Annotated in this window: 28 protein-coding genes, 1 tRNA gene and 3 pseudogenes; 4 read left to right on the forward strand and 28 right to left on the reverse strand. The window is 38.5% G+C overall.

Annotation, left to right across the window (positions count from 1 at the left end; translation table 11 throughout):
- Nucleotide 1 precedes the first annotated feature (1 nt).
- From hemW to RYK12_RS01495, 8 genes are all read right to left on the reverse strand, one after another.
- On the reverse strand, nucleotides 2–1,132 hold the full coding sequence (hemW, locus tag RYK12_RS01460) for a radical SAM family heme chaperone HemW (protein ID WP_314846559.1): 1,131 nt from the start codon (nucleotides 1,130–1,132) through the stop codon (nucleotides 2–4).
- Between the two features lie 83 nt (nucleotides 1,133–1,215).
- A complete protein-coding gene (locus RYK12_RS01465; protein ID WP_261141655.1) occupies nucleotides 1,216–1,605 on the reverse strand; it encodes a YtxH domain-containing protein in 390 nt (129 codons plus the stop codon).
- A 15-nt stretch (nucleotides 1,606–1,620) separates the two neighbouring features.
- The gene (locus RYK12_RS01470) at nucleotides 1,621–2,004 is read right to left on the reverse strand and encodes a DUF948 domain-containing protein (protein WP_000895046.1); all 384 of its coding nucleotides are present in this window, start codon (nucleotides 2,002–2,004) and stop codon (nucleotides 1,621–1,623) included.
- Entirely contained in the window at nucleotides 2,005–2,793 is a 789-nt protein-coding gene (gene lgt, locus RYK12_RS01475) for a prolipoprotein diacylglyceryl transferase (protein WP_060628595.1), read from the reverse strand.
- Nucleotides 2,786–3,721, reverse strand: a complete 936-nt coding sequence (hprK, locus tag RYK12_RS01480; RefSeq protein ID WP_314846562.1) for an HPr(Ser) kinase/phosphatase — start codon at nucleotides 3,719–3,721, stop codon at nucleotides 2,786–2,788. The genes lgt and hprK overlap by 8 nt, the downstream gene beginning before the upstream one ends.
- Before the next feature lie 234 nt (nucleotides 3,722–3,955).
- Nucleotides 3,956–4,132: a 30S ribosomal protein S21 gene (gene rpsU / locus RYK12_RS01485; RefSeq protein WP_000048054.1), complete on the reverse strand. Its 177-nt coding sequence runs from the start codon at nucleotides 4,130–4,132 to the stop codon at nucleotides 3,956–3,958.
- Nucleotides 4,133–4,211: 79 nt separating this feature from the next.
- Nucleotides 4,212–4,724 carry a hypothetical protein gene (locus RYK12_RS01490; protein ID WP_269793195.1) on the reverse strand — a complete coding sequence of 171 codons (513 nt, stop codon included), beginning with the start codon at nucleotides 4,722–4,724 and terminating at the stop codon, nucleotides 4,212–4,214.
- Between the two features lie 76 nt (nucleotides 4,725–4,800).
- Entirely contained in the window at nucleotides 4,801–5,508 is a 708-nt protein-coding gene (locus RYK12_RS01495) for a glucosamine-6-phosphate deaminase (RefSeq protein WP_314846564.1), read from the reverse strand.
- A gap of 150 nt (nucleotides 5,509–5,658) precedes the next feature.
- Here RYK12_RS01495 and queA point away from each other — a divergent pair, with 150 nt between their 5' ends.
- The gene (gene queA / locus RYK12_RS01500) at nucleotides 5,659–6,687 is read left to right on the forward strand and encodes a tRNA preQ1(34) S-adenosylmethionine ribosyltransferase-isomerase QueA (RefSeq protein ID WP_004255765.1); all 1,029 of its coding nucleotides are present in this window, start codon (nucleotides 5,659–5,661) and stop codon (nucleotides 6,685–6,687) included.
- 568 nt (nucleotides 6,688–7,255) lie between these two features.
- The gene (locus RYK12_RS01505) at nucleotides 7,256–7,864 is read left to right on the forward strand and encodes a hypothetical protein (protein ID WP_314846599.1); all 609 of its coding nucleotides are present in this window, start codon (nucleotides 7,256–7,258) and stop codon (nucleotides 7,862–7,864) included.
- Between the two features lie 86 nt (nucleotides 7,865–7,950).
- On the opposite strand, the gene RYK12_RS01510 is transcribed toward RYK12_RS01505, so the two are convergent.
- The 6 genes from RYK12_RS01510 to RYK12_RS01535 form a co-directional block, all read right to left on the reverse strand.
- Entirely contained in the window at nucleotides 7,951–8,154 is a 204-nt protein-coding gene (locus RYK12_RS01510) for a hypothetical protein (RefSeq protein WP_001127305.1), read from the reverse strand.
- 125 nt (nucleotides 8,155–8,279) lie between these two features.
- On the reverse strand, nucleotides 8,280–9,140 hold the full coding sequence (locus tag RYK12_RS01515; protein WP_314846566.1) for a YihY/virulence factor BrkB family protein: 861 nt from the start codon (nucleotides 9,138–9,140) through the stop codon (nucleotides 8,280–8,282).
- 27 nt (nucleotides 9,141–9,167) lie between these two features.
- Nucleotides 9,168–11,222, reverse strand: a complete 2,055-nt coding sequence (locus RYK12_RS01520) for a sodium:proton antiporter (protein WP_314846567.1) — start codon at nucleotides 11,220–11,222, stop codon at nucleotides 9,168–9,170.
- Nucleotides 11,223–11,233: 11 nt separating this feature from the next.
- Nucleotides 11,234–11,488: a hypothetical protein gene (locus RYK12_RS01525; RefSeq protein WP_000361085.1), complete on the reverse strand. Its 255-nt coding sequence runs from the start codon at nucleotides 11,486–11,488 to the stop codon at nucleotides 11,234–11,236.
- The gene (locus tag RYK12_RS01530; protein ID WP_314846570.1) at nucleotides 11,481–12,038 is read right to left on the reverse strand and encodes a class I SAM-dependent methyltransferase; all 558 of its coding nucleotides are present in this window, start codon (nucleotides 12,036–12,038) and stop codon (nucleotides 11,481–11,483) included. Before RYK12_RS01530 ends, RYK12_RS01525 begins: the two co-directional genes overlap by 8 nt.
- The gene (locus RYK12_RS01535) at nucleotides 12,022–12,978 is read right to left on the reverse strand and encodes a TIGR01212 family radical SAM protein (protein ID WP_314846571.1); all 957 of its coding nucleotides are present in this window, start codon (nucleotides 12,976–12,978) and stop codon (nucleotides 12,022–12,024) included. The genes RYK12_RS01530 and RYK12_RS01535 overlap by 17 nt, the downstream gene beginning before the upstream one ends.
- A 91-nt stretch (nucleotides 12,979–13,069) precedes the next feature.
- On the opposite strand from RYK12_RS01535, the gene RYK12_RS01540 reads away from it, so the two are divergent.
- Complete coding sequence (locus tag RYK12_RS01540; protein WP_004242853.1) at nucleotides 13,070–13,429, forward strand: DUF3397 family protein; 360 nt, start codon at nucleotides 13,070–13,072, stop codon at nucleotides 13,427–13,429.
- A gap of 186 nt (nucleotides 13,430–13,615) precedes the next feature.
- Here the strand turns inward: RYK12_RS01540 and RYK12_RS01545 are convergent, their stop codons facing one another.
- From RYK12_RS01545 to RYK12_RS01570, 6 genes and pseudogenes are all read right to left on the reverse strand, one after another.
- A complete protein-coding gene (locus RYK12_RS01545; RefSeq protein WP_045611244.1) occupies nucleotides 13,616–13,924 on the reverse strand; it encodes a hypothetical protein in 309 nt (102 codons plus the stop codon).
- A 252-nt stretch (nucleotides 13,925–14,176) separates the two neighbouring features.
- Nucleotides 14,177–14,872: pseudogene (locus RYK12_RS01550) on the reverse strand (DUF6287 domain-containing protein); the annotation flags it as partial.
- 65 nt (nucleotides 14,873–14,937) lie between these two features.
- A complete protein-coding gene (locus RYK12_RS01555; RefSeq protein ID WP_314846572.1) occupies nucleotides 14,938–15,735 on the reverse strand; it encodes a hypothetical protein in 798 nt (265 codons plus the stop codon).
- Between the two features lie 13 nt (nucleotides 15,736–15,748).
- Nucleotides 15,749–16,102 carry a hypothetical protein gene (locus RYK12_RS01560; protein WP_314846574.1) on the reverse strand — a complete coding sequence of 118 codons (354 nt, stop codon included), beginning with the start codon at nucleotides 16,100–16,102 and terminating at the stop codon, nucleotides 15,749–15,751.
- Between the two features lie 191 nt (nucleotides 16,103–16,293).
- On the reverse strand, nucleotides 16,294–17,091 hold the full coding sequence (locus RYK12_RS01565; RefSeq protein ID WP_261141648.1) for a hypothetical protein: 798 nt from the start codon (nucleotides 17,089–17,091) through the stop codon (nucleotides 16,294–16,296).
- A 13-nt stretch (nucleotides 17,092–17,104) separates the two neighbouring features.
- Nucleotides 17,105–17,257 (reverse strand): hypothetical protein, encoded by a 153-nt coding sequence (locus tag RYK12_RS01570; RefSeq protein WP_314846576.1) that lies wholly within the window; start codon nucleotides 17,255–17,257, stop codon nucleotides 17,105–17,107.
- A gap of 264 nt (nucleotides 17,258–17,521) precedes the next feature.
- Between RYK12_RS01570 and RYK12_RS01575 the strand changes: the two are divergent.
- Nucleotides 17,522–18,141: pseudogene (locus RYK12_RS01575) on the forward strand (IS3 family transposase); the annotation flags it as partial.
- Nucleotides 18,142–18,166: 25 nt separating this feature from the next.
- Here RYK12_RS01575 and RYK12_RS01580 read toward each other — a convergent pair.
- The 8 genes and pseudogenes from RYK12_RS01580 to RYK12_RS01615 form a co-directional block, all read right to left on the reverse strand.
- Entirely contained in the window at nucleotides 18,167–19,129 is a 963-nt protein-coding gene (locus RYK12_RS01580; protein ID WP_314846577.1) for a hypothetical protein, read from the reverse strand.
- Nucleotides 19,130–19,189: 60 nt separating this feature from the next.
- Nucleotides 19,190–19,852 (reverse strand): DUF443 family protein, encoded by a 663-nt coding sequence (locus RYK12_RS01585; RefSeq protein ID WP_125393064.1) that lies wholly within the window; start codon nucleotides 19,850–19,852, stop codon nucleotides 19,190–19,192.
- A gap of 101 nt (nucleotides 19,853–19,953) precedes the next feature.
- Nucleotides 19,954–20,619: a hypothetical protein gene (locus tag RYK12_RS01590; RefSeq protein WP_078352374.1), complete on the reverse strand. Its 666-nt coding sequence runs from the start codon at nucleotides 20,617–20,619 to the stop codon at nucleotides 19,954–19,956.
- Nucleotides 20,620–21,008: 389 nt separating this feature from the next.
- Nucleotides 21,009–21,081, reverse strand: a tRNA-Thr gene (locus RYK12_RS01595).
- A gap of 100 nt (nucleotides 21,082–21,181) precedes the next feature.
- A complete protein-coding gene (locus tag RYK12_RS01600) occupies nucleotides 21,182–21,967 on the reverse strand; it encodes an ABC transporter permease (protein WP_314846578.1) in 786 nt (261 codons plus the stop codon).
- A 1-nt stretch (nucleotide 21,968) separates the two neighbouring features.
- Nucleotides 21,969–22,787 carry an ABC-2 family transporter protein gene (locus RYK12_RS01605; protein WP_060628603.1) on the reverse strand — a complete coding sequence of 273 codons (819 nt, stop codon included), beginning with the start codon at nucleotides 22,785–22,787 and terminating at the stop codon, nucleotides 21,969–21,971.
- Nucleotide 22,788: 1 nt separating this feature from the next.
- On the reverse strand, nucleotides 22,789–23,781 hold the full coding sequence (locus RYK12_RS01610) for an ATP-binding cassette domain-containing protein (RefSeq protein WP_314846579.1): 993 nt from the start codon (nucleotides 23,779–23,781) through the stop codon (nucleotides 22,789–22,791).
- A gap of 317 nt (nucleotides 23,782–24,098) precedes the next feature.
- Nucleotides 24,099–24,260 (reverse strand): annotated as a pseudogene (locus tag RYK12_RS01615) (phosphoglycerate mutase); the annotation flags it as partial.
- Between the last annotated feature and the right edge of the window lie 52 nt (nucleotides 24,261–24,312).

Consider the following 24,312-nt stretch of genomic DNA (forward strand, 5'->3'; position numbering starts at 1 on the left):
CCTACTCCAAAATAAATCGTTCTGCTACGGTGTCTCCTAAAAAGAGACCTCTTTTTGTCATGCGCACGCGATCACCATCTATTTGCATGAGACCTTGTTGAACCAAGTCTCTGACAATTTCTCCATAAAGACCATCGAAAGACCGGCCAAACTTTTCCTCAAATCGCGCCATGGAGACTCCTGATTTCTTGCGGAGGCCCAAGAACATTTCCTCTTCCATTTGCTCCTTTTGACTCAGGTGTTCTTCTGTGATCCGAGCATTGCCTTCCTCAACTGCATTGAGATAATGACGAATGGGACCATGATTCTTATAGCGCACTCCATTGACATAACCAGATGCCCCAGCACCGATGCCATAGTATTCAGCATTGTCCCAGTACATGAGATTATGGCGACTTTCAAAACCAGGCTTTGAGAAATTGGAAATCTCATAATGCTCAAAACCAGCTCGCTCCAGCTCTGCAATGATGTACTCAAACATCTCCGCTTCCAGTTCCTCCTTAGGCAGAGGCAATTTCCCTCGTCGCATACGGTTCATAAAGACCGTATGATTTTCCAAAATCAAGCTATACAAACTCATATGGGGAATATCAAGTCCAATGGCCTTAGCCACATTTTCCTTGACCTGCTCCATGGTCTGACCAGGCAGTGCATAAATCAAATCAATAGAGATATTGTCAAAACCAGCCAGTTTCAGACGGTCGATATTTTCATAAATATCCTTCTCCAAATGACTGCGCCCAATCTTTTTCAGCATCTTATCATCAAAGGTCTGCACACCTAGCGAAACACGATTGACAGCCGAGTTTTTCAAAACAGCTATCTTATCTGCATCCAAGTCGCCTGGATTGGCTTCAATGGTCAACTCTTCTAAGACAGACAAGTCCAAGTTTTTAGTCAAGCCCTTCAATAACACCTCCAGTTGCGAAGCTGACAAAGCTGTCGGTGTGCCACCACCGATATAGAGGGTTCTCAACTTTTGAATATCATAAGATTGAAACTCTTCTAACAGATGTTCCAAATAACTATCTACCGGCTGATTCTTGATAAAAACTTTTGAAAAGTCACAATAATAACAAATCTGGGTACAAAACGGGATGTGCACATAGGCTGACGTTGGTTTTTTCTGCATAGTACTTATTATACCACAAAGACAGGCTAGGAGAAAAAAATCACCATCCCCAGATACATAGTCCGTCCAGAGATGGTGATGGTTTATTCTTCTGTTATGTCAATAACAATCTCTTCTGATTCATCAAGAATTTCGGCCTTTTCTTGCCATTGCTCCTTGAGATTATTGAATCGAGCTTTTGATGCTTCTGTCGCTTGACGAGCACATGATTTGGCTTGAGCAAGTACACTGTCCACAGTAACTTCACCTGACTCAACCTGTTCTTTGGTTTTAAGAACAAAATCTGTAGCCTGCTCCTTGACTTCTGTTAGTTTTTCACAGACCTGCTCCTTGGCATACTCAGGATCTTCTCTCAAATCATCTAGAAAATCTTGAGCCTGACTGCAAACTTGTTTGCCCTTATCGCTTGTTAAAAACAAGGCAAGAGCTGCACCTGAAACGGTTCCTAAAAGGATTGAGGATAGTTTACCCATAAGAATTCTCCTTTTTTATTTTTTGAAAAATTTACTTGCGACACGTAGAGCTGACAGACTTGCACCAGTCTTGAGTGTTTTTGAACCAGCTGATGAAGCTTTCTTGCTCAAGACACGCGCATGGTCATTGAGGTCGGAAACAGATAGAGATAAATCTGCAACAGCACTAAAGAGTGGATCAATCGTTGCTACTTTGACATTGATATCATCTGCCAAGACATTGACCTTAGACAGCAATTCATTGGTATGATGCAAGGTCACATCCACATCTGAAGTTAAGGTTTTAATCGTCTTCTCTGTTTCATCGATAACACGTCCAAGCTTTTGTACAGTAATGATTAGATAGACTAAAAAGACAATCAAAGCTAGGGCAACAAGAATATATGCAACTTCTAACATTTAGTTTTCCTCCTCTGAAATATAGTAAGGGGCCTTCTTTCGATTTTGATATAGAATGATAAAAATACCCAGTCCGATAAGGACAACTGATAGCCATTGAGACACTCGAAGACCAAAGAACATGAGGCTATCTGTTCGCATGCCTTCAATAACCATACGACCGAAACCATACCAAATCAAGTAGAAAGCAGTGATATGACCTTGTCTAAGGCTCTTCCATTTTCGTCTGAATATCAAAATCAAAGCAAATCCAAGTAGATTCCATAGAGACTCATAAAGGAAGGTCGGTTGACGGTAACTTCCCTCAATATACATCTGGTCGCGGATAAAGCCAGGTAGATAATCCAAATTATCCACCGCTGCACCATAAGCTTCTTGGTTAAAGAAATTACCCCAGCGCCCCAAACTTTGGGCAATCATGACGCTAGGCGCAGCAATGTCTAGAAAATCCCAAGTATTGATGAGTTTACGATCAGCAAAGATGTAGAGCACAAGGGCACCAGTTATCAAACCACCATAAATGGCCAAACCACCATTCCAAATGGCAAAAATCTCTCCCAAGTTCTGACTATAGTAATCAAAACGGAAAATAACATAGTAGAGACGAGCTCCTAAAATAGCCAAGGGAAAGGCTATCAAGATAAAATCTAAAATATCGTCTGGTATGATCTTCTTTCTAGGTGCTTCTTTCATGGTCAAATAAACCGCAAGAATCAAGCCTGTCACAATACACAATGCATACCAACGAATGGCTAGAGGGCCTAGATGAATAGCAATTGGATCAAGCATTAGGCACCTCGTTTTGAGCAATGAGATTGGTCAAGCGTTCTTCGAACAAACGCGTCGCATCAAAGCCCATTTCCTTGGCACGATAATTCATGGCAGCAGCCTCAATCACGACAGAGATATTACGACCTGTTTTAACTGGAATACGGATACGCGGAATAGATACGCCAGCAATTTCTAATTCTTCAGCATTGTTTCCAAGACGATCAAAGGTCTTATGTGTATCGTAATTTTCCAAATAAACAGCCAGCTGGACTTGTGAAGAGTCCTTGACAGCACTCGCACCATAGAGGCTCATAACATCGATAATCCCAACCCCACGAATTTCAATCAGGTGTCTCAAGATTTCAGCTGGTTCACCCCAAAGAGTAATCTCATCCTTGGCAAAGATATCGACACGGTCATCAGCTACCAAGCGGTGGCCACGTTTGACAAGCTCTAGACCTGTCTCACTCTTACCGATGCCACTATCGCCCTGAATCAAGACACCCATCCCATAGATATCCATCAAGACCCCGTGCACACTGGTACGTTCTGCCAAACGAGAATCCAGATAGCTAGATAACTCTCCAGATAAACGACTGGTTGCTGTACGACTAGTTAAGATGGCAATCTTACATTCTCTGGCTGCCTTTAACATTTCCTCCGGAACCACCAAACCACGGGCAACAATAACCGCAGGTGTCTCAGGTAGAAACATTTTTTTCAAGACTTGGTAACGGTTGTGAGAGGACATCGAAACGAGGTAGGACCACTCCTTCATTCCCAAGAGCTGGATTCGCTCAGGCGTATAATAGTCAAAATAGCCCGTCATTTCAAGACCAGGTCGCGTAATGTCCGCTGTATTGATTTCCTTTTCAAGCAATTCTGGTTCGCCATAGACAATGTCTAGTCTAAGCTTTTCAATCACTTCTTTTACTAAAACCGACATCATTTCCTCCTTCAAATGAGTTCTTCTCTCTATTATATCAAATTGTAGGAGTATATTAGAGATTTTTGCAGGCTTTGGAGTATTTATTTATACTCAATGAAAATCAAAGAGCAAACTAGGAAACTAGCCGCAGGCTGTACTTGAGTACGGCAAGGCGACGTTGACGTGGTTTGAATTTGATTTTCGAAGAGTATTAAAAGAAAAAGACTAGATTTCTCCAGCCTTTCATTTCAATTAGAATTTTTTACGTTTACGAGCTGCTTCTGATTTACGTTTACGTTTTACAGAAGGTTTTTCATAGAATTCACGTTTGCGTGTTTCTTGAAGAGTACCAGCTTTAGTAACCGCACGTTTGAAACGACGAAGTGCGTCGTCAAGAGATTCATTCTTACGTACTACTGTTTTAGACATTTTTTTCACTCCCTTCAAGTTCAAGATCTATTCTATTTTACACGTAAAAGGAATAATTGTCAAGAGGAAACTAAGTTTTTTATTCTTCATAATGATTAATAATATAGTTCACCATCTCCTCCATATCTGCTTCAGATAAAGGTAATTCCCAGTTTGTTGTTTCCATTTTAAGAAAAGCATCACTGACTTTAGTTATTGTATAGCAATCTTTAAAAATTGGAATTTTTTTAGATTGTTCAAATAAGATGCCTATTCTATCATATAAGACGTGAAGTTCTTTACTATTTGGATCAATATCAAAAGACTGTAAAGAGATTAAGATGTCATTTCCTTTATATGACAAATCAATCCACATGTGATTTGATAAATCATATGGCCTAGATAATCTACTACCCGAGGTGTACTTGTTATTTCCTCTGCCTCCTGAATATTGATTTCTTGTGGTATATGGTTTATCTTTTGACTTAGTAAAAAGAGAATTCCCCTCCTTATCTTTCTTTTTTGTAATGAATCCTATTATACTTTTTCTTTCTTCCGTTCTAGCGCTCTTATACGCTTCTTTTACTTTTAGAAATTCTTCTTTACTATTCATGTGCCCCCCTAACGTAATGTTGAAGTTTTATATGTCTAAAACCACTTACTCCAAAGAGCAAGTGGTTCTTGTATTTTTACTTTTCAAGTAAGCTTAGTGCCTCAGCATCTGCAATAATCGTCACATCAGGGTGGTTTTGTAGGCTACTTGCTGGGAGGTGCTCAGTCACTGGGCCTGATACTGTTCCAGCAATGGCTTCTGCTTTCGACTCACCGTAAGCAAAGAGAATAATTGACTTGGCATCCAAGATGTTTTTAATTCCCATTGAAATGGCTTGAGTTGGAACATCTTCAATCTTGTCAAAGAAGCGCGCATTGGCTTCGATAGTAGACTGGTCAAGTTCTACTAGATGTGTTTGACTGTCAAATGGAGTACCAGGCTCATTAAAGCCGATATGTCCATTGCGACCGATTCCCAAGATTTGAAGATCCACTGGATGGTCAGCCAAAATTTGGTTGTAGCGTTCAACTTCAGCTTCAGCATGATCCTTAACCCCACGAGGCAAGAAACTTTCTTTAAATGGTTTTTGGTTGAACAAGTTTTCTTGCATGAAGTAACGATAAGACTGTGGATTGTCTCCATCAAGTCCTACATACTCATCAAGGTTGACACTGATTAGATTTGAAAAATCAAGGTCACTCTCAACAATTTCCTTGTAAAATTCAAGTGGGCTACTTCCTGTCGCAAGTCCTAGTGTTTGAGCTCCATTGGCCAATTTTTCCTTCAAAATCTCAAAAGCAACTTTTCCACCTTCGATTTGGTTTTCAACTTTAATAACTTTCATCTTTTTATCCTCCGTTTCAATCTATATTTATTATATGGTATAGACCAATTTTTGTCAAGTGAAAACGATTTAATTTTCAAAAAAAGAGCGTCCAAACTTGAAACATGTTATAATGGATAAGATTAGAACTTAGAAAGAATGAACAGATATATGAATACAGCTGATTTTGATTTCCACTTACCTGAGGAATTGATTGCCCAAACACCCCTTGAAAAACGAGATGCCTCTAAACTCCTCATCGTCAATCGTGAAACGGGAGAAATGCAGGATAAACACTTCCACTCTATTATTGATATGCTGGAACCTGGTGATGCCCTTGTCATGAACGACACCCGCGTTCTACCTGCCCGCCTCTATGGTCAAAAGGAAGAAACAGGAGGCCATGTGGAACTGCTCCTACTCAAAAATACTGCTGGGGATGAGTGGGAAGTTCTGGCTAAACCTGCCAAACGCCTCAAGATTGGTACTCGTGTCAGCTTTGGTGATGGTCGCCTCAGCGCTGTCGTTACGGAAGAATTGACCCACGGGGGCCGCATTGTCCGCTTTGAATACCAAGGAATTTTCCTAGAAGTTTTGGAAAGTCTGGGAGAAATGCCATTACCACCTTATATCCACGAAAAACTGGATGACCGTGAACGTTATCAAACCGTTTACGCCAAGGAAAGTGGCTCTGCTGCAGCACCTACTGCTGGACTGCACTTTACCAAAGAACTGCTGGCAGAAATCCAAGCTAAAGGAGTTCATCTGGTTTATCTGACTCTTCATGTCGGGCTCGGAACCTTTAGACCAGTTTCTGTTGACAATCTGGACGAACATGAAATGCACTCAGAATTCTACCAACTTTCTGAGGAAGCGGCTGCCACTCTTCGCTCTGTTAAGGAAAATGGTGGTCGTGTTATTGCTGTCGGAACCACTTCTATCCGCACCTTGGAAACTATTGGTTCCAAGTTTGATGGACAAATCCAAGCAGATTCTGGCTGGACCAATATCTTTATCAAACCTGGCTATGAATGGAAGGTTGTGGATGCCTTCTCAACCAACTTCCACCTGCCAAAATCAACTCTGGTCATGTTGGTTTCTGCCTTTGCAGGTCGCGAATTAGTCTTAGATGCCTACCACCATGCTATCCAAGAACACTACCGCTTCTTTAGTTTTGGCGATGCCATGTTTATCTACTAATTTTCACAATCAAAAAGCGCATATTATCAGGTATTATCCTTTGGTGCTCTAAGCTTTTCTAATGATTAGACAGTCGCAAAAAAGTCTGAAAAGCTCTCAGAATCATTGTCTCAGCACCAAAAATACGTGAAATTTGCATAATTAAAATAAATTTCAGGGGGAGTTATACAAAAAAACGACGATTTAAATCGTCGTTTTACCAAGATAAATATGTAATCTTTTTTTGAAAATACGTCTATTTATTTTTTATGGTTTTTTATTGTAAAGTAGACCCAACCGAATGAACATAGGTTGTAAAAAGCAAATGAAAAAACTGCAAGGATGATAGCTCCTGTATCTAAATAACCTCTTTCAAGACCGTTTTTCAACAACAACAAGCCTGTAGTTTCGACAACGATCAAAAATAAAAATATATAAAAAATTTTCACATTAAGCATATTGTTACCGCTTTCTTTTTATTTGGTTTTATTGTATAACAAAAGTTGAAAAAAATCAAAAATACAAAGGAGTTTCCGTTATGTCTAAGATGTTTAAATGCATGTGTTTGCTAGTTATGTCTGTTTTCTGTATGTCTAGCATTTCCCCGTCGCTTGTTGTTTTTGCTGATGATAGCTTATCGGCAAACTCTAAAGTTGTATCTGGTGAGGCTCAGTTTGAGAATGGCTCATCAGTGCGGTTCGGAGATACGCAAGTAAATATTTTAAGTGATGAAGTTCTTGAGGTGGTCAATCCAAATGGAAATGTAGACACTATTGAACGACGTGCTGATGGCGTCTATATCAATGGGTCATTTTATATGGCTTATCAAAAGAATGAAATCGATCTAAATATATCTTTTAGATCATACGATCCTAATGTTTGGAATTACGTCAACACAATACATGGGAATAAAGAAGCCAACACATTCGCTAACTTCATGATTGGTGCTGGAATAAGTTATATGATTGGTAAGATAGGTGCTCTATTGGGGGGTCCATGGGGTACAATAATTGGTGGAGCATATTTTGGTATACAAGCTTATCAGTCTTACTTGGATTCACAAAGCCCATATCCATACTACATAACAAGTACTTATATCCATGTTGCTCAAAGAAAATGGAAGTTTATCACTGAATACTATAGAAACTCAGACTATACTGGGTATGTAAAAACCGAAACAACCTACGTGAATTTCTAAAATATAAACCCTGCCTAGATATAAAGGCAGGGTTTATATTTTAGTTAATTGCTCAAGTAATTTGTAAGCATAATACTTGCGAAACTCTATTTGTTCAAGCGGTTCAAAAGCTCTTGTTTTTTATCCTCAAGCTCAGCTCTCCTTTGCTCGATTTCTTCACGTTTTTGGGCGATTTCTGCTTGCGCCTCGGGAGTTTCCAAAGTGCCTTGTGACTTGTGAAATTCTACTAGCATATCAACGATTTTTGGGTCTAATTCGTTGACATAATCAGGATTTGACCATTTCGGCACGTTGCTTGCAGGTGCTTGCTTTTTGCCGCCTTTTTGGGGCGTTTTGGCTTGTTGTTCAGCTTTCTGACTATAGTTGACCTCGTGGAATTTTCATGTTATGCGTTTTGTTATGGATAAAAAATGAATTAATTTATTCTAAAGCTCGGATCTTTCAAACTCTGAACACTGGCATTTATCACCGCGCCGACAATTAAAATCTTAGCGATGAGAATAAACCAGAACATCATGACCACCACCACGACGGAACTGAAAAAACGGACATCCACTAGGTGATTGACATAATTGTTGACATAGACTGAAAAGATATTAAGTAGTAAGACCAGAGTCAATAAAACAAAGGCACTACCTGGTAATACAGAGCGAATTCGTCGGACCTTAATATTAGGTAAGAAATAATAAAGCATGATCAAGATAGCGAAAATCAAAGCATAGACCAGGGGGCCTGTTAGGTCTTGCAGATAATCAAAGAGAGGACTATCCGATTCCCAGTAGCTCTTGATAAGGTTTAGAAGCATTCGCCCAAAGACACTGAGAAATAGAGCTAAGGCAAATAGAATCTGCAAGCCAAAACTGACAAACAAACTCATGAGCTGATGGGAAATCATTCCACGATTTTTTGCTACTCCGTAAGCTTTATTAAAGGCTTTCTGTAGGAAATTCATGGATTTTGAAAAGGTCCAGAGGGCTGACAAAACCGCAAAACTCAATAAGCCCGTTGACGGTTGGGTCAGCACTTCTGTAATAATCTTTGCCACCACATCATACATGCTATCCGGCAAGAATTCATTGACAACCTTTAAAAAATTAGAAACTGGAATCTGAAAATAAGGGAGGATATTGACCACCACCAAAAGCAGGGGGAAAATCGAAATCAACCAATAGTAGGCCACTGCGACACTGGTCAACTCACTATCTGATGCTTGATAATAATGCAAAAAAGCTTTTAATAAAGGTTTGTCTATCAGCTCTTTCCACCACTTCTTCATGTCACACTCCTTCACTTACAATCTTGATTAATTTCTTCTTACCAATTCCATCATATCATAAGGGAGGGTATTGGCAGCTTCCTTCAGAGAATAGTTCTCTAAGTTATTCACATTTTGTCGTAACTTCTTGGCATACTTGGTCGTAATCAATCGTTTTTCTTCATATTCGAAAATCAACTTGCGCTCCAGATAATAGCCTCTCAGCATTTCATCGATATTGTTGGGCTTAACACGGTTGATAACCCGTTCGACAAAGGCACCACTGGTAATAATAGCTGTTTCTCGGAGACGAGAATCCTGCATAAAGCTGATTAAAGAACTCTTATAAACCCCTTTAAGGTTCTCCAGACTTTCGATAATCATCTCTGTATTTTCTAGATAGAGCTCTGCAATTTGATCATAGTCAAGGGCTCTGAGTTTCTGTGATTCTTCATTTTTCCAACTGCGGAAAGTCTTGCCTAAGGTAAAGACTTCGTGAAGGAGAAAACGTAAAATCCGCAAGGAAACAAGGAAATAATAGGTCACTCGTGAAGCAAACTTACGATTGATACTTTGTTCCATGTTTTTCAAATAACGTTGGTAGACTCGATAGGCACGCTCGCTCATCTTGTCCTCTTCGTAAGCCTGTTCTAAACCATCACTTTCAATACTGAGGATGAGAAGTTTTAAGGCCTCCCAGTCTTCTTGAGCCCCCTTATTTTCTTGACTCAGGATAAGATTTTCAATACGTCCATGATAATTGTCAATGGCTGCATAGAGAGGGAGCTTATTTCTGGTATCTTCCAACTCTTTTTCCAACTCTATCGTTACTTCATTCAAAATGGCGATATGCATGAGATAGTCCTTGCTTTCTTCCTGTTCATCAGAAAGATGAGGCAAAACCACGAGGCCTGTTAAAAAGCTTACCAGCGTCACACCTGCGACAAGGAAAAGCAAGAGAGGATACTCCTGTTCTAGATTACTTGGTATCAGAAGGATCGTAGCAATCGACACCGTTCCCTTGACACCTGAGAAGGTCAAAAGAAGCATGTCCTTCATATACTTATTTAGCTTTTTCTTGAGACGTCTAGTCCTATAGGCATAATAGCCATAAATCATGACAAAACGAATAGCAAAGAGGACAAAGGTAAGGGCTATAAGAGATAGCAATAACAGTAAGGGATTATAGATTGGATTGGTCAAGATAGGCTCTGCTATCATTTCCAACTCCATCCCTAAAATCACAAAGACAGAACCGTTGAGCATAAAGTTCACTGTGTGCCAGACCGTCTCGGTTACCGTATCCACTTGGGCTTCTAGGAGCGTAATTTTCTTAAAACGGCTTGCCTTTAAAATACCAGCAACCACAACGGCAATAATCCCTGAAACATGGACTTCTTCTGCCAGGAAGAAGGTTACCAAGGGCAAACTCAATTCCAGAAGGAGCTCACTAGCAATATCCGTTGCTCGCACACTTAGCAAGAATGTGTGAAGGAAACGGTTGGTCATGGCTGTTAAAAAGCCAATCAAAAAACCGCCTAGGATTGAAAAGATGAGCGAACTACTAGCTTGCCCAAGGGAAAAGACTCCAGTTGTCCAAGCTGTCAAAGCTACCTGGAAGGCAACCAAACCAGATGCATCATTCAAGAGTCCTTCACCTTTAAGGATATTGGACACGCGCTTAGGAAAGCTAAAACGCTCCGAAAGAGAGGCAAAAGCCACCAAGTCCGTCGGCCCAAGGGCCGCCCCAACAGCCAAGCAAGCCGCCAAGGGAAGACTGAGCCAAAGAAGATGGGCCAAACCACCCAAACTCAAGGTCGAGATAAAAATCACTGGAAATATGAGATAAACAATGATTCGCCAGTGTTTTAAAATAGACGTAATATCTGCTTCCTCCGACTCTCGGAAAAGCAAGGGCCCGATAACCAGGGCCAAAAACAACTCTGTATTGAGATGAAAGTCGGTATTGGGTAAAAAGAGACCAATCACAATTCCCAAAAGAATTTGCACCAAAGGGAGAGGCAAAAAGGGCAGGAGCTTATTGGTTGTACTTGAGACAATCAAGACCAGTAAAAATAGGATGAGGTAAATCAGTAATTCCACGCACGTCCTCCTTAATCTTTTTTACAACAAGATTCAAATATCTCCTTCTGCTCTTTGATTTTTTGGTCAATCTTGGAACAATCCTTGTGCTCAATTTTTCTCTGGCACCGTTCCATTTCAAGAGCAACTAATTTTTTCTTGATTTTAAGCATTTTTTTGCTCATATGCGCTTGGTCTAGCACGCCCACCGCTCGTTCGTGGTGGGTTGACTCAACAAAATTCTGGCGCATGGCATCCAGCTTTTCACGTAGGTATTGTTTATCCATGTCTATATCTCTCTAATTTTTCAATCATTACTAAAAATGGTGGGTTGTTGACTTGGTTTAAAGTTCGGTAAATGACAGCTGTGTACTCTTGTTGGTTCAACTGGCTAACAAAATCCAAGACAGCATCCCTCTCTAGGTCGCCTCCTTCATGACCATAGTAGATCATGATAGCAATCCGTCCACCTTTGACAAGCAAATGACACAGCTTTTCTAATGCTTCAATAGTTGTCTGAGGTTGGGTGATGACAGACTTATCAGCTGATGGCAAATAGCCCAGATTGAAAATTCCTGCCTTGGCTTCTGTCACAAACTGGTCCAGTGTCTCATGACCTTGCAAGATTAACTGGGCATTTGTCAGGTTAGCCTGGTCCAAACGCTCCTTGGTCTTTTCCAAGGCTTGCTCCTGAATATCAAAGGCATAGACTTGCTTAGCTAGCTTGGCTAGAAAAAGCGTGTCGTGACCATTTCCCATAGTCGTATCCACTACGATATCGTCCTGAGTTACTACCTCAGCCAAAAAGTCATGTGCCATCTCAAGTGGTCTTTTCATTTTCAAACTCCTGTTTTACAGCCTTGCATCCTTGAACACTTCCACGACGTCGCATCTCCATCTCAATGCTATTGAGAACTTCCCATTTATTGAGGCTCCACATAGGACCAATCAGCATATCCCTAGGTGCATCTCCTGTGATTCGATGGATGACAATATGCTTGGGAATGATCTCCAATTGGTCACAGATGACCTTGACATATTCGTCCTGGCTCATCAACTGCAAACGTCCTTCGTGATAATCTCGTTGCATACGCGTATTGGTCATTAGGTGAAGCAAGTGCAGTTTAATCCCTTGAATATCGTTATCCGTGACACAGCGACGGACATTTTCAATCATCATCTCATGGGTTTCACCAGGCAAGCCATTGATCAAATGAGAAACAATCTCAATTTTTGGATACATTCTCAAACGCTTGACCGTTTCCACGTACAATTCATAGGAGTGGGCACGGTTAATCAGGTCAGAGGTTGCTTCATAAGTGGTCTGCAAGCCCAATTCAACCGTCACATGCATTCGCTCCGACAACTCAGCCAAATATTCGATGGTTTCGTCTGGTAAACAGTCTGGCCGTGTTCCGATATTGATTCCGACCACACCTGGCTCGTTAATAGCCTGTTCATAGCGCTCTCGGATAACTTCCACCTTTTCATGGGTGTTGGTAAAATTTTGAAAATAAACCAGATACTTCTGAACATCCGGCCACTTACGGTGCATAAAGTCAATTTCCTTATAAAATTGCTCACGTATAGGCGCGTCCGGTGCTACGATAGCATCTCCAGAACCTGAAACCGTACAAAAAGTACAGCCTCCATGAGCCACAGTTCCATCACGATTGGGACAGTCAAATCCCGCATCAATAGGGACTTTAAAGGTCTTTTCTCCAAATAGTTTTCGATAATAATCATTCAAGGTATTATAAGATTTCATAACTTTCATTATAACAAAAAACACCCACAATCTCAAAAGCCTGACTTTCCTATAAATTCCTCTGTTTCTCGTTTCCTTTAGCGATTTTTTATGATACAATATGGGTATGATTTTAATGAAATTAGCATCTATTTTATTATTGATACTGACCCTAGTAGTCTGCATTATCATAACCAAACTTTTTAGATTAAAAAAACTAGGACGAAACTTTGCGGATTTGGCTTTTCCAGTCTTGGTATTTGAATATTACCTTATTACAGCTAAAACCTTTACCCATAATTTCCTCCCTAGACTGGGCCTAGCCCTCTCACTCCTAGCCATTATTCTCGTCTTTTTCTTCCTTTTGAAAAAACGTAGCTTTTACTATCCTAAATTCATCAAATTCTTCTGGCGTGCAGGATTCTTATTAACCCTTGTCATGTATATCGAGATGATTGTTGAATTGATGGCTCAGAAATAAAAAACTAAATCGAAAACACCTCAATCAAACTAAAATACAATGATTGAAGTGTTTTTTCTTTATATCTTTTTTAATAATTCTTATACTCAATGAAAATCAAAAAGCAAACTAGGAAGCTAGCCACAGACAGTACTTGAGTACGGCAAGGCGAAGCTGACGTGGTTTGAATTTGATTTTCGAAGAGTATTATTTTCCTTCTTTATCAGGAGAGAGGTACCCAATACCAATGCAAGCTAGTACGCCCGCTCCAATTACCAAGCCACTTGAAATTGGCAAAAGGTCCAAAATTGCATTCGCAATAATAAAGGCAATAATCAAACACATCAGACTAGCCTTGTAGTCTTTTTTCAAAAGATTCTCTAGAGTGAAAAAGAGGAACAGCCCTACCGGAATCAATGACCAGAGGTTGACATTTAAACTTGGCCATCCAACAGAACCAAAATACACTACTGTCGCTGCTGCTACTAAAAATATAATCCCTAATAATTTTTTCATTTTTTATCTCCAATTTCTTTTTTATGAACTTGAGTTATCTGATAGTGACATCTCACGTCCCTTACAAAAATCATTATAGCAGAGGTCAGTGTCAAGAACAAGTGCTTTTGCCTATCTGGTCTCTATCTCGGTCTAAATGGTTCAATAGTTAAAATGAAAGAAAAAGAAGCCCTAATCAGCTTCTTCATTCTAGTGATTGCAACAGTATTTCTGAACTAAAACAATCGAAAGTTAGATTCTAAACTAGTTTTTCTAGTTAGTATTTTTCTTTTCCTTAGATTCTAGAGAAGTTTTGATTGCTTCGCGTTCAGCCTGTAGTTGAGCTAAATTCTTCTCCTCTTCCTCAAGTTTACTAGTATCTGGTTTTACACGATAGTAAACATCTTCTGGTCTCGACAACATCGCTTCATACTGCTGTCCTGCAAACAGTCTCTCCTCGTCATGATTGCTTTTATCTGTTAGTTTTCCATCATCACCAGGTTGCATGACAACTCCACTTGGTACGGCAACTACCACAAATCCGCCTGCGACAGAATCTTTTACCCAAGCACTAATAGAAACCGTTTCTGGATTTTGACTATTTTTTCCACCTGATGCTTTCAATTCGACAATAGATTCATTCTTTTGACCATTTGATATCCAAGAGGAACGTACTTCCCCAGACTCATTAATGACATATTCATTACCCGAAGCTGTACGCCAAGTACCTTTCAAACTAGATAAATCGTTATTTCTTAGTGATTCAATAGCCAGTTTCGGAAGAGCAGTTTCTTCTTTTAGCTTGTCAACTAACTTCTCTGACTCAGCGACTTTGCTATCTAAACTAGCTAGCTGATCCTTGAGTTTCTGGATCTCTTCCTCTTTAACTTTGGTATCTTTATCGCTTTTCGTCCGACTGCTGCTATCTTTAACAGAAACTGTTGATGATACTTGCTTTGAATCTTTCTTTCAGCATTTGAATTTTTCGAACTTTTTTCATAATTTTCTCCTTTTAATAAAAATTATACAAACCTTTATCTCTTTTTAGACTTCTTCACATGTTCCTTATACATTTTTGACTTCTTTCCATACCATTCTTCGATGGTATATCCATACTCTTCACGGTATTTCTCTTGATTTTTATTGACTGCATTCAAGTTTTCTAGCGTTACTACATTGGACTTGAAAAATGATACCAAAAATAGTCCTAATAAAATAGGTGAAATTGGCAACAAAGCAAGCAAGAGATACGCTAGGAAATGATTAAGCCCATGGGTAAAGAGATTGATGCCATACATCAACAACCATAAGAATAAAATAACATTTAAAAACTTTTTATAATACTCTGAGGAGAAATAATCCTTACTAGCACGCTGCTTTGTAACGAGAATATAAATAAGGTAAATCAGAGATAAGACAAATCCAATCCAGTAGACGATACGAACTACTACTAGAGGGATTAAATACAAGGCACCTATAAACCAACTATAATATGTAATTACGAGCAAAAATAATTGAAAAATTTGAGTCATTAAGTAGGCTTTAATGCGATTTCTTCTAGAAATAATATAAAAACAAGTAAAATGACTGCAACAAAGCAAGAATAGAAAACCAAAGAAACTATCTGGAGGAATCAGGCTATTTTCTACTGATGTCAGCTGTGTAAATAGTTCATGTCCAGCTTCACTAGCCATTCTAAATAGGTTTATCGGTAAGGATGTCCCAATCATAACCATAAGAGAATATAGAGATAGTCCAAAAAACGCCTTTACTAAGTTTAATCTTCGTGCTGTTTCTAGTGCTTCATTAATATCTTTTTGCATCTTATCCATTTACTTTCTCCCATTATCCAAACAAGGACGAGGCCGCCTTCAGACCACCATTGAAAAAATCAGAAACATTCTTGCCCACACTTTTGACAGTCTCCAAGCCCTGGTGGATTCCCTTTCCGATAGACTCCACTCCTGATTCTACCACGTCCACAGCACCATAAGCCAAATTTTTAGCTCCGTCATAAACAGACTTTTTAAACTCTGGTGCAACTGCAGAACCGATAAGATTAAGCGTTCCTAAAGCTAGGCCTCCTACTGTTCCAAATATCAACCCCTTTGGTCCAGCTTTCGCCCCTAGCTTAGCTCCTAGCCACATGCCATCTAGAGGAGCAACGTTAGATATGGTATCAATGGTACCACCGATCACAGACTTCCCAATTTTCCCTACAGCCGTCTTCGAATCGGTCTTAGAATTGTTGCCAAACAGAAAAACAAAGAAAATGTCTTTGTCCCATTATACCATATGCGTGATACCGTGAAAAGAAAAGAAAAGGCTAACCACTTGAAACAAATTCAGGTGGTTAGCTTCATAAGACTAGAAATAGTGTCTATAAACCTTTATTTCTTTTTAGACTTCTTAACATGTTCCTTGTAGATTTTTGACTTTTTCCCATACCATTCTTCAATGGTATAGCCATATTCTTCACGGTATTTCTCTTGGTTTTTATTGACTGTATTCAGATTCTCTAGTGTTACTAAATTGGACTTGAAAAATGATACCAGAAAAAGGCCTAATAAAATAGGTGAAATTGGCAATAAAGCAAGCAATAAATGTGCCAGAAGATTATTAAGACCATTAGTAAAGAGATTGATTCCAGACATTAATAGCCATAAAAACAAAATAACATTCAAAAATTTTTTAATATTTAGAGAAGTAAAAAAATCTTTTTTAGCGCGTTGCTTAGTAACAAGGATATAGATAAGGTAAATCAGTGATAAGACAAAACCTATCCAGTAGACGATACGAACTGCTACTAGAGGGATTAGATACAAGGCGGCTATAAACAAACTATAATATAAAATTACGAGCAAAAATAATTGAAAAATCTGAGTCATTAAATAGGCTTTAATGCGATTTCTTTTCGTAATGATATAACAACAAATAAAATAACACCAACAAAACAAGAATAGAAAACCAAAGAAACTATCTGGGGGAATGAGACCTTTTTCAACTGATGTCAATTGCGTAACTAGTTCATGTCCAGCTTCACTAGCCATTCGAAATAGGTTTATCGGTAAAGATGTCCCAAGCATAATCATCAATGAAAAAAAAGGCGCTACAAAAATTATCTTTACTAAGTTTAATCTTCGAGTTGGATCGAGTGCATCATTAATATCTTTTTGTATCTTATCCATTTATTCTCTCCTATTATCCAAACAAGGATGAGGCAGCCTTCAGACCACCATTGAAAAAATCAGAAACATTCTTGCCCACACTTTTGACAGTCTCCAAGCCCTGGTGGATTCCCTTTCCGATAGACTCCACTCCTGATTCTACCACGTCCACAGCACCATAAGCCAAATTTTTAGCTCCGTCATAAACAGACTTTTTAAATTCTGGTGCAACCGCAGAACCGATAAGATTAAGCGTTCCCCAAGCGAGCCCAACGACAGCTCCAATAGCTGTCTTCGAATTTTTGCCAAACAGAAAGAATGTCCTTCTCCATTATACCATATTAGAGATACCGTAAGAAGAGAAGATGAGAATAGCAAAAGAAAACCACCTGTAATGAACTATACCCCAAAAATTAGACAGAAAAAATCTAACTTTTGGGGTGTTTTTATTATGAAATTAACTTATGATGATAAAGTTCAGATCTATGAACTTAGAAAGCAAGGCCAAAAATTCAAACAGCTTTCAAATAGATTTGGTGTGAATGCTTCGGGTCTAAAGTATATGTTAAAATTAATTGACCATTATGAAATAGAAATCGTAAAAAAGGGGAAGAATCGTCACTATTTCCCGAAATTAAAACAATAAATAGTTAAGAAAGTTATGCTTGAAGGTTGTTCACAAAAAAGTGTAGCTTTAGATTATGCTTTATCCGATCGTTCACTGTTGACAAATTGGCTAGCACAATACAAGAAAAACGGGTATACTATTGTTGAAAAAACAAGAGGGAGACCAGCTAAAATGGGAAGGAAACGGAAGAAACCTTGGGAAAAAATGACAGAACTAGAGCGACTTCAAGAGGAGTATGAACGCTTACGTACCAAGGTGACCTACCTAAAAAAGTTAAAAGAATTGAAGGAAAGGGACGAAGCACTAGGGCGAGGAAGGCAGAAACAGATAGAGAAATGGTTTCAGGAGGATTTCGATTAGATTTACTTCTTGAAACAGCACGTTTAGCTCTCTCAACTTACTATTATCAGTTGAAGCAACTGGAAGTGTTTGATAAAGATAAAGCAAGCACAATAGCTTGCTTGATAGTTAAGGAATTAAAAATTGATTTTCATAGTCTTTTGGGAGCTTATAAGAAATTTCTCCATTACTATTACCAAATCGACTTTGATTAAAAATTGGAAATAGCTTGGAGTCGTACTTCGTTTTTATAGCAAAACGTTCATTTTCAAAACTAATAGTTGCAGCTACTGAGGGATCATCAAAAACCGTTTGTTTACCTTGGGAATGCAAGCGAACGTCTATAGTAGCTACTTCTTCAGGATATTTTTCAAATCGAACATCAAAACGAATGTCGATACCTTCCGAAGGCATGTACATTTGATTGTTACTTACACTGATACTTTGAATCTTTCCTAATTTCTGTTCCAATTCTGGGTCGTTTCTATACAGGTCTGTTTGGATAGCTAGTTTGAAATTTTCCTCATGTTCTTGTAGCCATCTGTTAAGATTACGAATCATATTTTCTTTTTCAACTTTCCTGGAGGCATCCTTGCTCTTGCGATCAAGTTTATTCATAGTTTCAGTCAATTTATCTTGCTCTCGCTTCCAATCCCACGAGGGGTCACTTGATACCTCTACTACTGATAAGTACCATCTCCTCATAGTTTCAGGAGATTTATAAGGATTGGGTTTTATAAATGTAAAAGGACCTATACCAGCATCAGGAAAGTATATTTCTACTTTCATTGACTGCTTGCGATTATTATTAACATAGGCTCTAAAGTAAATATGATAATTTCCGCCCACATCTCCGCCATTATCAAAAGACCCCATCGCTGAACCAGGTAAAAGCGTCACAGACTTTATATACTGTCCTTGACTATCTATGTCTGCAAGAATTTCTCTCTTGATAGTATCTTCATGAACATGTATAAACTTAGCAGTGTTGCCAAACGAATGCCCCATAAGCAAATAAGAAAGAATGATAATAAGAAAAGGCACAGAAACTGCAAGGAATATCCATTTGTTCGTTTTTAATATTTTTAACATAACGTCTCCTGTTACTCATTAAAAATCCGTTATAGAATAGTATTTATGTATCTTTTTAACTTATAACCTCTCTACTCTATCAAAAATAATCTCTTGCTTTTCGTAACTTTCTCGGAGTGGTAACATACCTAAGATAACCGTAAAGAAACCCAAAAATAAAATACTGTTAACGATAAGGATAGATGCCTCTGTCCCATTATCAGTAAATATATAAAACCCCAAACATCCTATAACCATAACGAAAAGAATAGGCAGAAGTTTATACAGTTTCAACTGACGTTGTTGTCTTGCTAATTTGAAAACTATTTGATGCTTCGTTTCTTTACTTGAAAGCTTTTGTTGAAGATTATGACGGGCCACGAAAGCAATGAACCTGAAAGTAAGATAAGCTATGACAATAAAGAGGACAAATAATCCTAATTTAAAAGAAATATTATGGCTAATGTCATAACTCTTAACAGCATTCGTAACAATCCCATAACAAGCTCCACCTATTGCTACACCTATTCCAATACCAAGAGATTTGTTCATAGTTGGAGCTAAGCTCTCAAATCTCGTATCTCTTTTATCTAACTTTAAGCATTTAGCTGTGATTTCACTAGGAAGAGAACCCCAGAAATAAGTTTTAGGACTAATGCTAGTCATATCCAAAAGATATTTTTCACCTTTAAATTCTACAATTTTATGAAATGTTTTATTTGTTTCTTTAAATTTTAATTCCACATTTACCACCCAAACACTTTCTGAATTGATTTAATACCTGAATCAATGCCGCTTCCGATATCGTTTATGCTCTTTTCGATTTCATTCATAAACTACCATCCCTATTGTTTAAATATTGTTAAATCCAACTGAACTGTCTTATCTTTCGAATTCAACTGGATTGTAATCCCATAAATTGAGCCACTAGAGTAATCTAATATTATTCGACAGGTCGTATCTTCTGGCATATCGTACTTATTTTTAAGATATTTATAGAGGTCAGAATGATTTTCAGGCTGGTAGATAATATCGCTCAATTCAGTTTCAGCACTCTTAAAGGTTTCTTTTATATTCAAGGAAGCGAAATAATCTCTTTGTACTACCAAATTAAGAATTTCTTCGTCAAACAAAGGTTCTAACTTCGATTCGTACTGTAATCTCTCATTAGAGTAAGTAACAGGAACTGTTTCTTTATTATCCCCAATTTTTATTGTATAGTCACCCTTAATTTCAGATTGGCTAGTATCTAAGAATACTTTATAATCCTTTACTACGTTTCCACTCTCTATATAAATACTATTTTTGTAAAGCTTTAATCCATTAAACTCCTTCTTGTCTTGCTCTAAAAATTTAAACATGGGCTCAAACGTTTTTTCAAATTCGTACTGTTTTTTTGTTCTATTTTTAGGGATTGTTTCACCACCCAAACTACATCCATTTAGAGCAAAAAGTGTTAAGAGCATTAACATTACACTAACAACCAAAAATAAGCATTTATTTTTTTTCATCTCTTTCCTCCTGTATAGCGGAATCTAAGCTTATTATATCATGAATGTAAAAAAATTCTTGTCATGAACCGACCCTCAAAACTTAACCAAAAAATCTAATGCTTTTAATGACCGTACTTGAGCAGTATTTTGTTTGCAAAAAATTTTCTATAAAATTCCTTTTACACTATCTTTTCAATAATTCCTACAACAGGAATCAAAGAAATACCTACAAAATCTGATTCTAAGGGGCTATCCCATCTTTTTCATTCATTTAGACTAACTGCGATTGAATTACATCTTATTGCTTCTTTTTTCATCTAGTTTAACACTCTAGAATTAGCTTCAATGCATGTTCCTAACATATAAAAAAGCCCTGTCCCAAGACAAGGCTTTGAGCTTCTTCACTTTGCCGATTGCAGGGATTGAACCTGTGACCTAGGCTTTACGAGTGCCTTGCTCTACCAACTGAGCTAAATCGGCGATTACACTTACAGTATAGCACTCTGAGAATAGGTGTCAAGTAATTTCCATCTCTATTAAAAAAAGCCTGTCCTGAGACAAGGCTTTGATATTCTATTATTTACGAACCCGCACTTTCGTAGGCATCTAATCCCCTATCCCAAAGTTTAAGGGAAATGACAAAGAAAACCAGAGAAATCAACATCAAACCTCCGATGTTAAAGATTACATCCTTGTCCTGCAAGAAATAGCTGGCAGGATAGTAGGCCGTAAAGGCAAAAGGTACAATAAAACTGATTAACCAACGAAGAAATGAATTATAAATTGAAATCGGATACTTGGCAAAGTCATTAAACATATAGAAAATGTAAATCATTGCTCCTGACTGTTTGGTCCAAAAGGCGATGCTGGCTGTCGCGATTTTCAAGGAAGTATAAATCAAGGTCGCAAAAGGAATGCAGAATAGAAAAATTAGGAATTTTGGAAGAGTCCAAGCAATGCTAGATACCGTTGTAGCTAGTAGGATCCCACCAACCAAAAGTTCACCCAAAGCGTCAATCTGAAAGGTCTCAACTAGGATGTGAAAGAGAGGATTTATAGGACGAGTCAGATACTTGTCAAACTCCCCTTTTCGCACCAAGCGTTGCCCCAGTGCCCAGAGATTGTCAAAAAAGAGATGGTCCAGCCCCTTGGGAATCAAGGAAAATCCATAGATAAAAGCAATTTCTTGAAAAGTCCAACCTTCTAAGGATGGGATGTGTTGAAAGATGACATTGAGAAACAAGAGGTTCAAGCCTTGGGTCAGAAAAACTCCTAAAACCCCCACCACAAAATCCACCTTGTATTCCATGATTTGCTTGATGTATTGTCTGATAAAAATCAGATGCATGCGTTGATATTTTTTCATACTAACCTCCCTGAATGGTGATAAATGACTGGACTCGTTTCCAAATCAACTGAGACAAGCCCACCATCACTAAGAGCCAGAAAAACTGCAAAGCGAGCGCCTGAAGAATCTGATTGGCATCGTATTTCCCAACGATAATCATGACCGGAGTGTAAATCAAGGATGAAAAAGGCAGGAAGGACAGAATATCTGAAACAACCTTGGGAAAGAAAGCCAAGGGAATCAAACTTCCAGACATAAAGGCCACTATTGAAGTCTTAAGTAGGTTGGAACCCCAAAGATTTTTAAACACAAAGGCAGAAAATCCAAAGCAGATATTAAAGAAAAAGTTAATCAGATAGGCCAACGTTAAGCTAAAAAGATAAAGGACAGTTAATCCCAGCACTTCTACAATCCCTTGCCCAGATAAGATTTTCATCAAAACAATGACACTTAAAAATGGTAGTCCAACGCTGATAAAAATCAACCACTTGGAACCAAGCTCAGTGAAAAGATAGGAGGCTGCAAAATGCACTGGTCTCAACAAGCGCATGATAATAGAGCCATCCTTGACCTCCTCCCCAATCATAAAGGACGAATCGGATCTAGTCAGAAGATTGGTCACAAAACTCATAATGATGTAGAGGGTGATATCTGCCATACTAAAACCCTGAATCAAGGACTCTTGCGAAGAATCAAAGACAGCCTTCCAGAGATAAAAAGCCACAAAAGCACCCATGACATCGCCGATCCGATAGAGAATAAAGTTGACTCGATAGGTAATCAATTCCTGAACACCTGCATTGATAAAGGGTTTATAACGTCTCCACAATTTGACCATCTTAGAGCTCCTTTCGGTAGAAGCGGCGGATAATATCTTCAATATCCGTATCCATCATCTTCAAGTCGCGGATTTCAAAATCAGACAGGGTTTGCTTGATAATATCAGCTGACTGGTAGCGAGAACTATCGAATTCAATGTTGAGACTATTCCCCTGTCTATCAATAGTCATATCAGGCAGGCCTTCATAGTGAGAGACGAGATGACTTTGACTTGGTAGCAGTTCAAAAGAAAGAGTCTTCATCTTTCCAAAGGTCTCCTTGAGTTGGCTCACCGTTCCATCAAAAATCTCTTGCCCCTTATCAATCATAAAAATCCGATCACAAAGTTGCTCAATATCACTCAGATCGTGAGTGGTCAAGAGAATGGTGGTTTCTTCCTCCTGATTAATCTGAGTAATAGCCCGACGAATGTTATCCTTGACCGAAACGTCCAAACCAATGGTCGGCTCATCTAAAAAGAGAACCTTGGGATTGTGAAGCAAGGAAGCCGCAATATCCGCCCGCATCCTTTGACCCAGTGAAAGAGTCCGCACGGGATCCTTGATAAAGTCCTTCAAATCCAAGACTTCATTCAAAAAGTCCATACGCTTATGGAAGAGCGAGTCTGGTACATCATAAATCTCCTTTAAAACCGTGTAGGTCTCTTGCAGTGCCAAATCCCACCATAGCTGGGTTCGTTGTCCAAAAACTACGCCAATATCTTTGACATAATCTTGACGATTGTCCTGGGGAATCTTGCCATTAATCCGACAAAAACCAGATGTCGGTTTCAAAATTCCTGTCAGCATTTTAATGGTTGTCGACTTCCCTGCACCATTGGCCCCAATAAAGCCTAAAATTTGCCCCTTGGGAACCTCAAAGGTCAAATCTTTGACCGCTTCAAAGGTCTGTTTTTCAGGATGAATAAAGGAGCGTAATGCCCCCTTCAACCCCGGTTCCTTAACAGTCTTCACAAAATTTTTCTGAAGATGTTCCACTTCTATCATTGCCATATCTATCTCCCTATGTAAGGAATAGCAACATTGTGTTTTTGACTACAAGTATTCTAAATCCTTACTTTCTATACCTTCTACATTTTATTACTACAAAAGGCTTTATACCAACCTATTATAATCCAATAAAAACTAGAATGCAAGCGTTTGCCTAAAATTTATGAAATTGAAAATTTTTCTCTTAAAATAATACTTTTAATCAAAAATTCTGGTCTAATCGTTTCCTTAAAACACAAAAAAACCCACCCAATGGGCAGGTTACGAATTGTAAAAAGCAAACGATTTTGATCAATATGATTCACTATTTAATCAAAGAACTAATCTTTCATAATTCTTTTCACAATCCCATTTCTATCAATTAGAAAACAATCTGGAAAGGTCATTTGCTCCCATTTTTCATAATCAAAACTGGAATCAAAGTGATGTAGTAGCATTCCTATCAAATTCCCGTGTGATCTAAGTAAAATCGTTTTTTCTGATATCATAGACATTCATTAGATGTCTATTAACTACGAATTTTTGACTCATGGA

This window comes from uncultured Streptococcus sp., assembly GCF_963518475.1.
In the GTDB taxonomy this organism is placed as follows: domain Bacteria; phylum Bacillota; class Bacilli; order Lactobacillales; family Streptococcaceae; genus Streptococcus.

Excerpts from the sequence above, each read along its gene's own strand:
- RYK12_RS01580 (WP_314846577.1), bottom strand. The coding sequence starts at position 19,129 with ATGTTAAAAATATTAAAAACGAACAAATGGATATTCCTTGCAGTTTCT.
- RYK12_RS01540 (WP_004242853.1), top strand. The coding sequence starts at position 13,070 with ATGGGTATGATTTTAATGAAATTAGCATCTATTTTATTATTGATACTG.
- RYK12_RS01490 (WP_269793195.1), bottom strand. The coding sequence starts at position 4,724 with ATGAATAGTAAAGAAGAATTTCTAAAAGTAAAAGAAGCGTATAAGAGC.
- RYK12_RS01515 (WP_314846566.1), bottom strand. The coding sequence starts at position 9,140 with ATGAAGAAGTGGTGGAAAGAGCTGATAGACAAACCTTTATTAAAAGCT.
- hemW (WP_314846559.1), bottom strand. The coding sequence starts at position 1,132 with ATGCAGAAAAAACCAACGTCAGCCTATGTGCACATCCCGTTTTGTACC.
- RYK12_RS01590 (WP_078352374.1), bottom strand. The coding sequence starts at position 20,619 with ATGAAAAAAAATAAATGCTTATTTTTGGTTGTTAGTGTAATGTTAATG.
- RYK12_RS01525 (WP_000361085.1), bottom strand. The coding sequence starts at position 11,488 with ATGGATAAACAATACCTACGTGAAAAGCTGGATGCCATGCGCCAGAAT.
- RYK12_RS01605 (WP_060628603.1), bottom strand. The coding sequence starts at position 22,787 with ATGGTCAAATTGTGGAGACGTTATAAACCCTTTATCAATGCAGGTGTT.
- RYK12_RS01495 (WP_314846564.1), bottom strand. The coding sequence starts at position 5,508 with ATGAAAGTTATTAAAGTTGAAAACCAAATCGAAGGTGGAAAAGTTGCT.
- queA (WP_004255765.1), top strand. The coding sequence starts at position 5,659 with ATGAATACAGCTGATTTTGATTTCCACTTACCTGAGGAATTGATTGCC.
- RYK12_RS01505 (WP_314846599.1), top strand. The coding sequence starts at position 7,256 with ATGTCTAGCATTTCCCCGTCGCTTGTTGTTTTTGCTGATGATAGCTTA.
- RYK12_RS01545 (WP_045611244.1), bottom strand. The coding sequence starts at position 13,924 with ATGAAAAAATTATTAGGGATTATATTTTTAGTAGCAGCAGCGACAGTA.
- RYK12_RS01470 (WP_000895046.1), bottom strand. The coding sequence starts at position 2,004 with ATGTTAGAAGTTGCATATATTCTTGTTGCCCTAGCTTTGATTGTCTTT.
- RYK12_RS01600 (WP_314846578.1), bottom strand. The coding sequence starts at position 21,967 with ATGAAAAAATATCAACGCATGCATCTGATTTTTATCAGACAATACATC.
- RYK12_RS01555 (WP_314846572.1), bottom strand. The coding sequence starts at position 15,735 with ATGGATAAGATGCAAAAAGATATTAATGAAGCACTAGAAACAGCACGA.
- RYK12_RS01565 (WP_261141648.1), bottom strand. The coding sequence starts at position 17,091 with ATGGATAAGATACAAAAAGATATTAATGATGCACTCGATCCAACTCGA.
- RYK12_RS01465 (WP_261141655.1), bottom strand. The coding sequence starts at position 1,605 with ATGGGTAAACTATCCTCAATCCTTTTAGGAACCGTTTCAGGTGCAGCT.
- hprK (WP_314846562.1), bottom strand. The coding sequence starts at position 3,721 with ATGTCGGTTTTAGTAAAAGAAGTGATTGAAAAGCTTAGACTAGACATT.
- RYK12_RS01530 (WP_314846570.1), bottom strand. The coding sequence starts at position 12,038 with ATGAAAAGACCACTTGAGATGGCACATGACTTTTTGGCTGAGGTAGTA.
- rpsU (WP_000048054.1), bottom strand. The coding sequence starts at position 4,132 with ATGTCTAAAACAGTAGTACGTAAGAATGAATCTCTTGACGACGCACTT.
- RYK12_RS01610 (WP_314846579.1), bottom strand. The coding sequence starts at position 23,781 with ATGGCAATGATAGAAGTGGAACATCTTCAGAAAAATTTTGTGAAGACT.
- lgt (WP_060628595.1), bottom strand. The coding sequence starts at position 2,793 with ATGCTTGATCCAATTGCTATTCATCTAGGCCCTCTAGCCATTCGTTGG.
- RYK12_RS01535 (WP_314846571.1), bottom strand. The coding sequence starts at position 12,978 with ATGAAAGTTATGAAATCTTATAATACCTTGAATGATTATTATCGAAAA.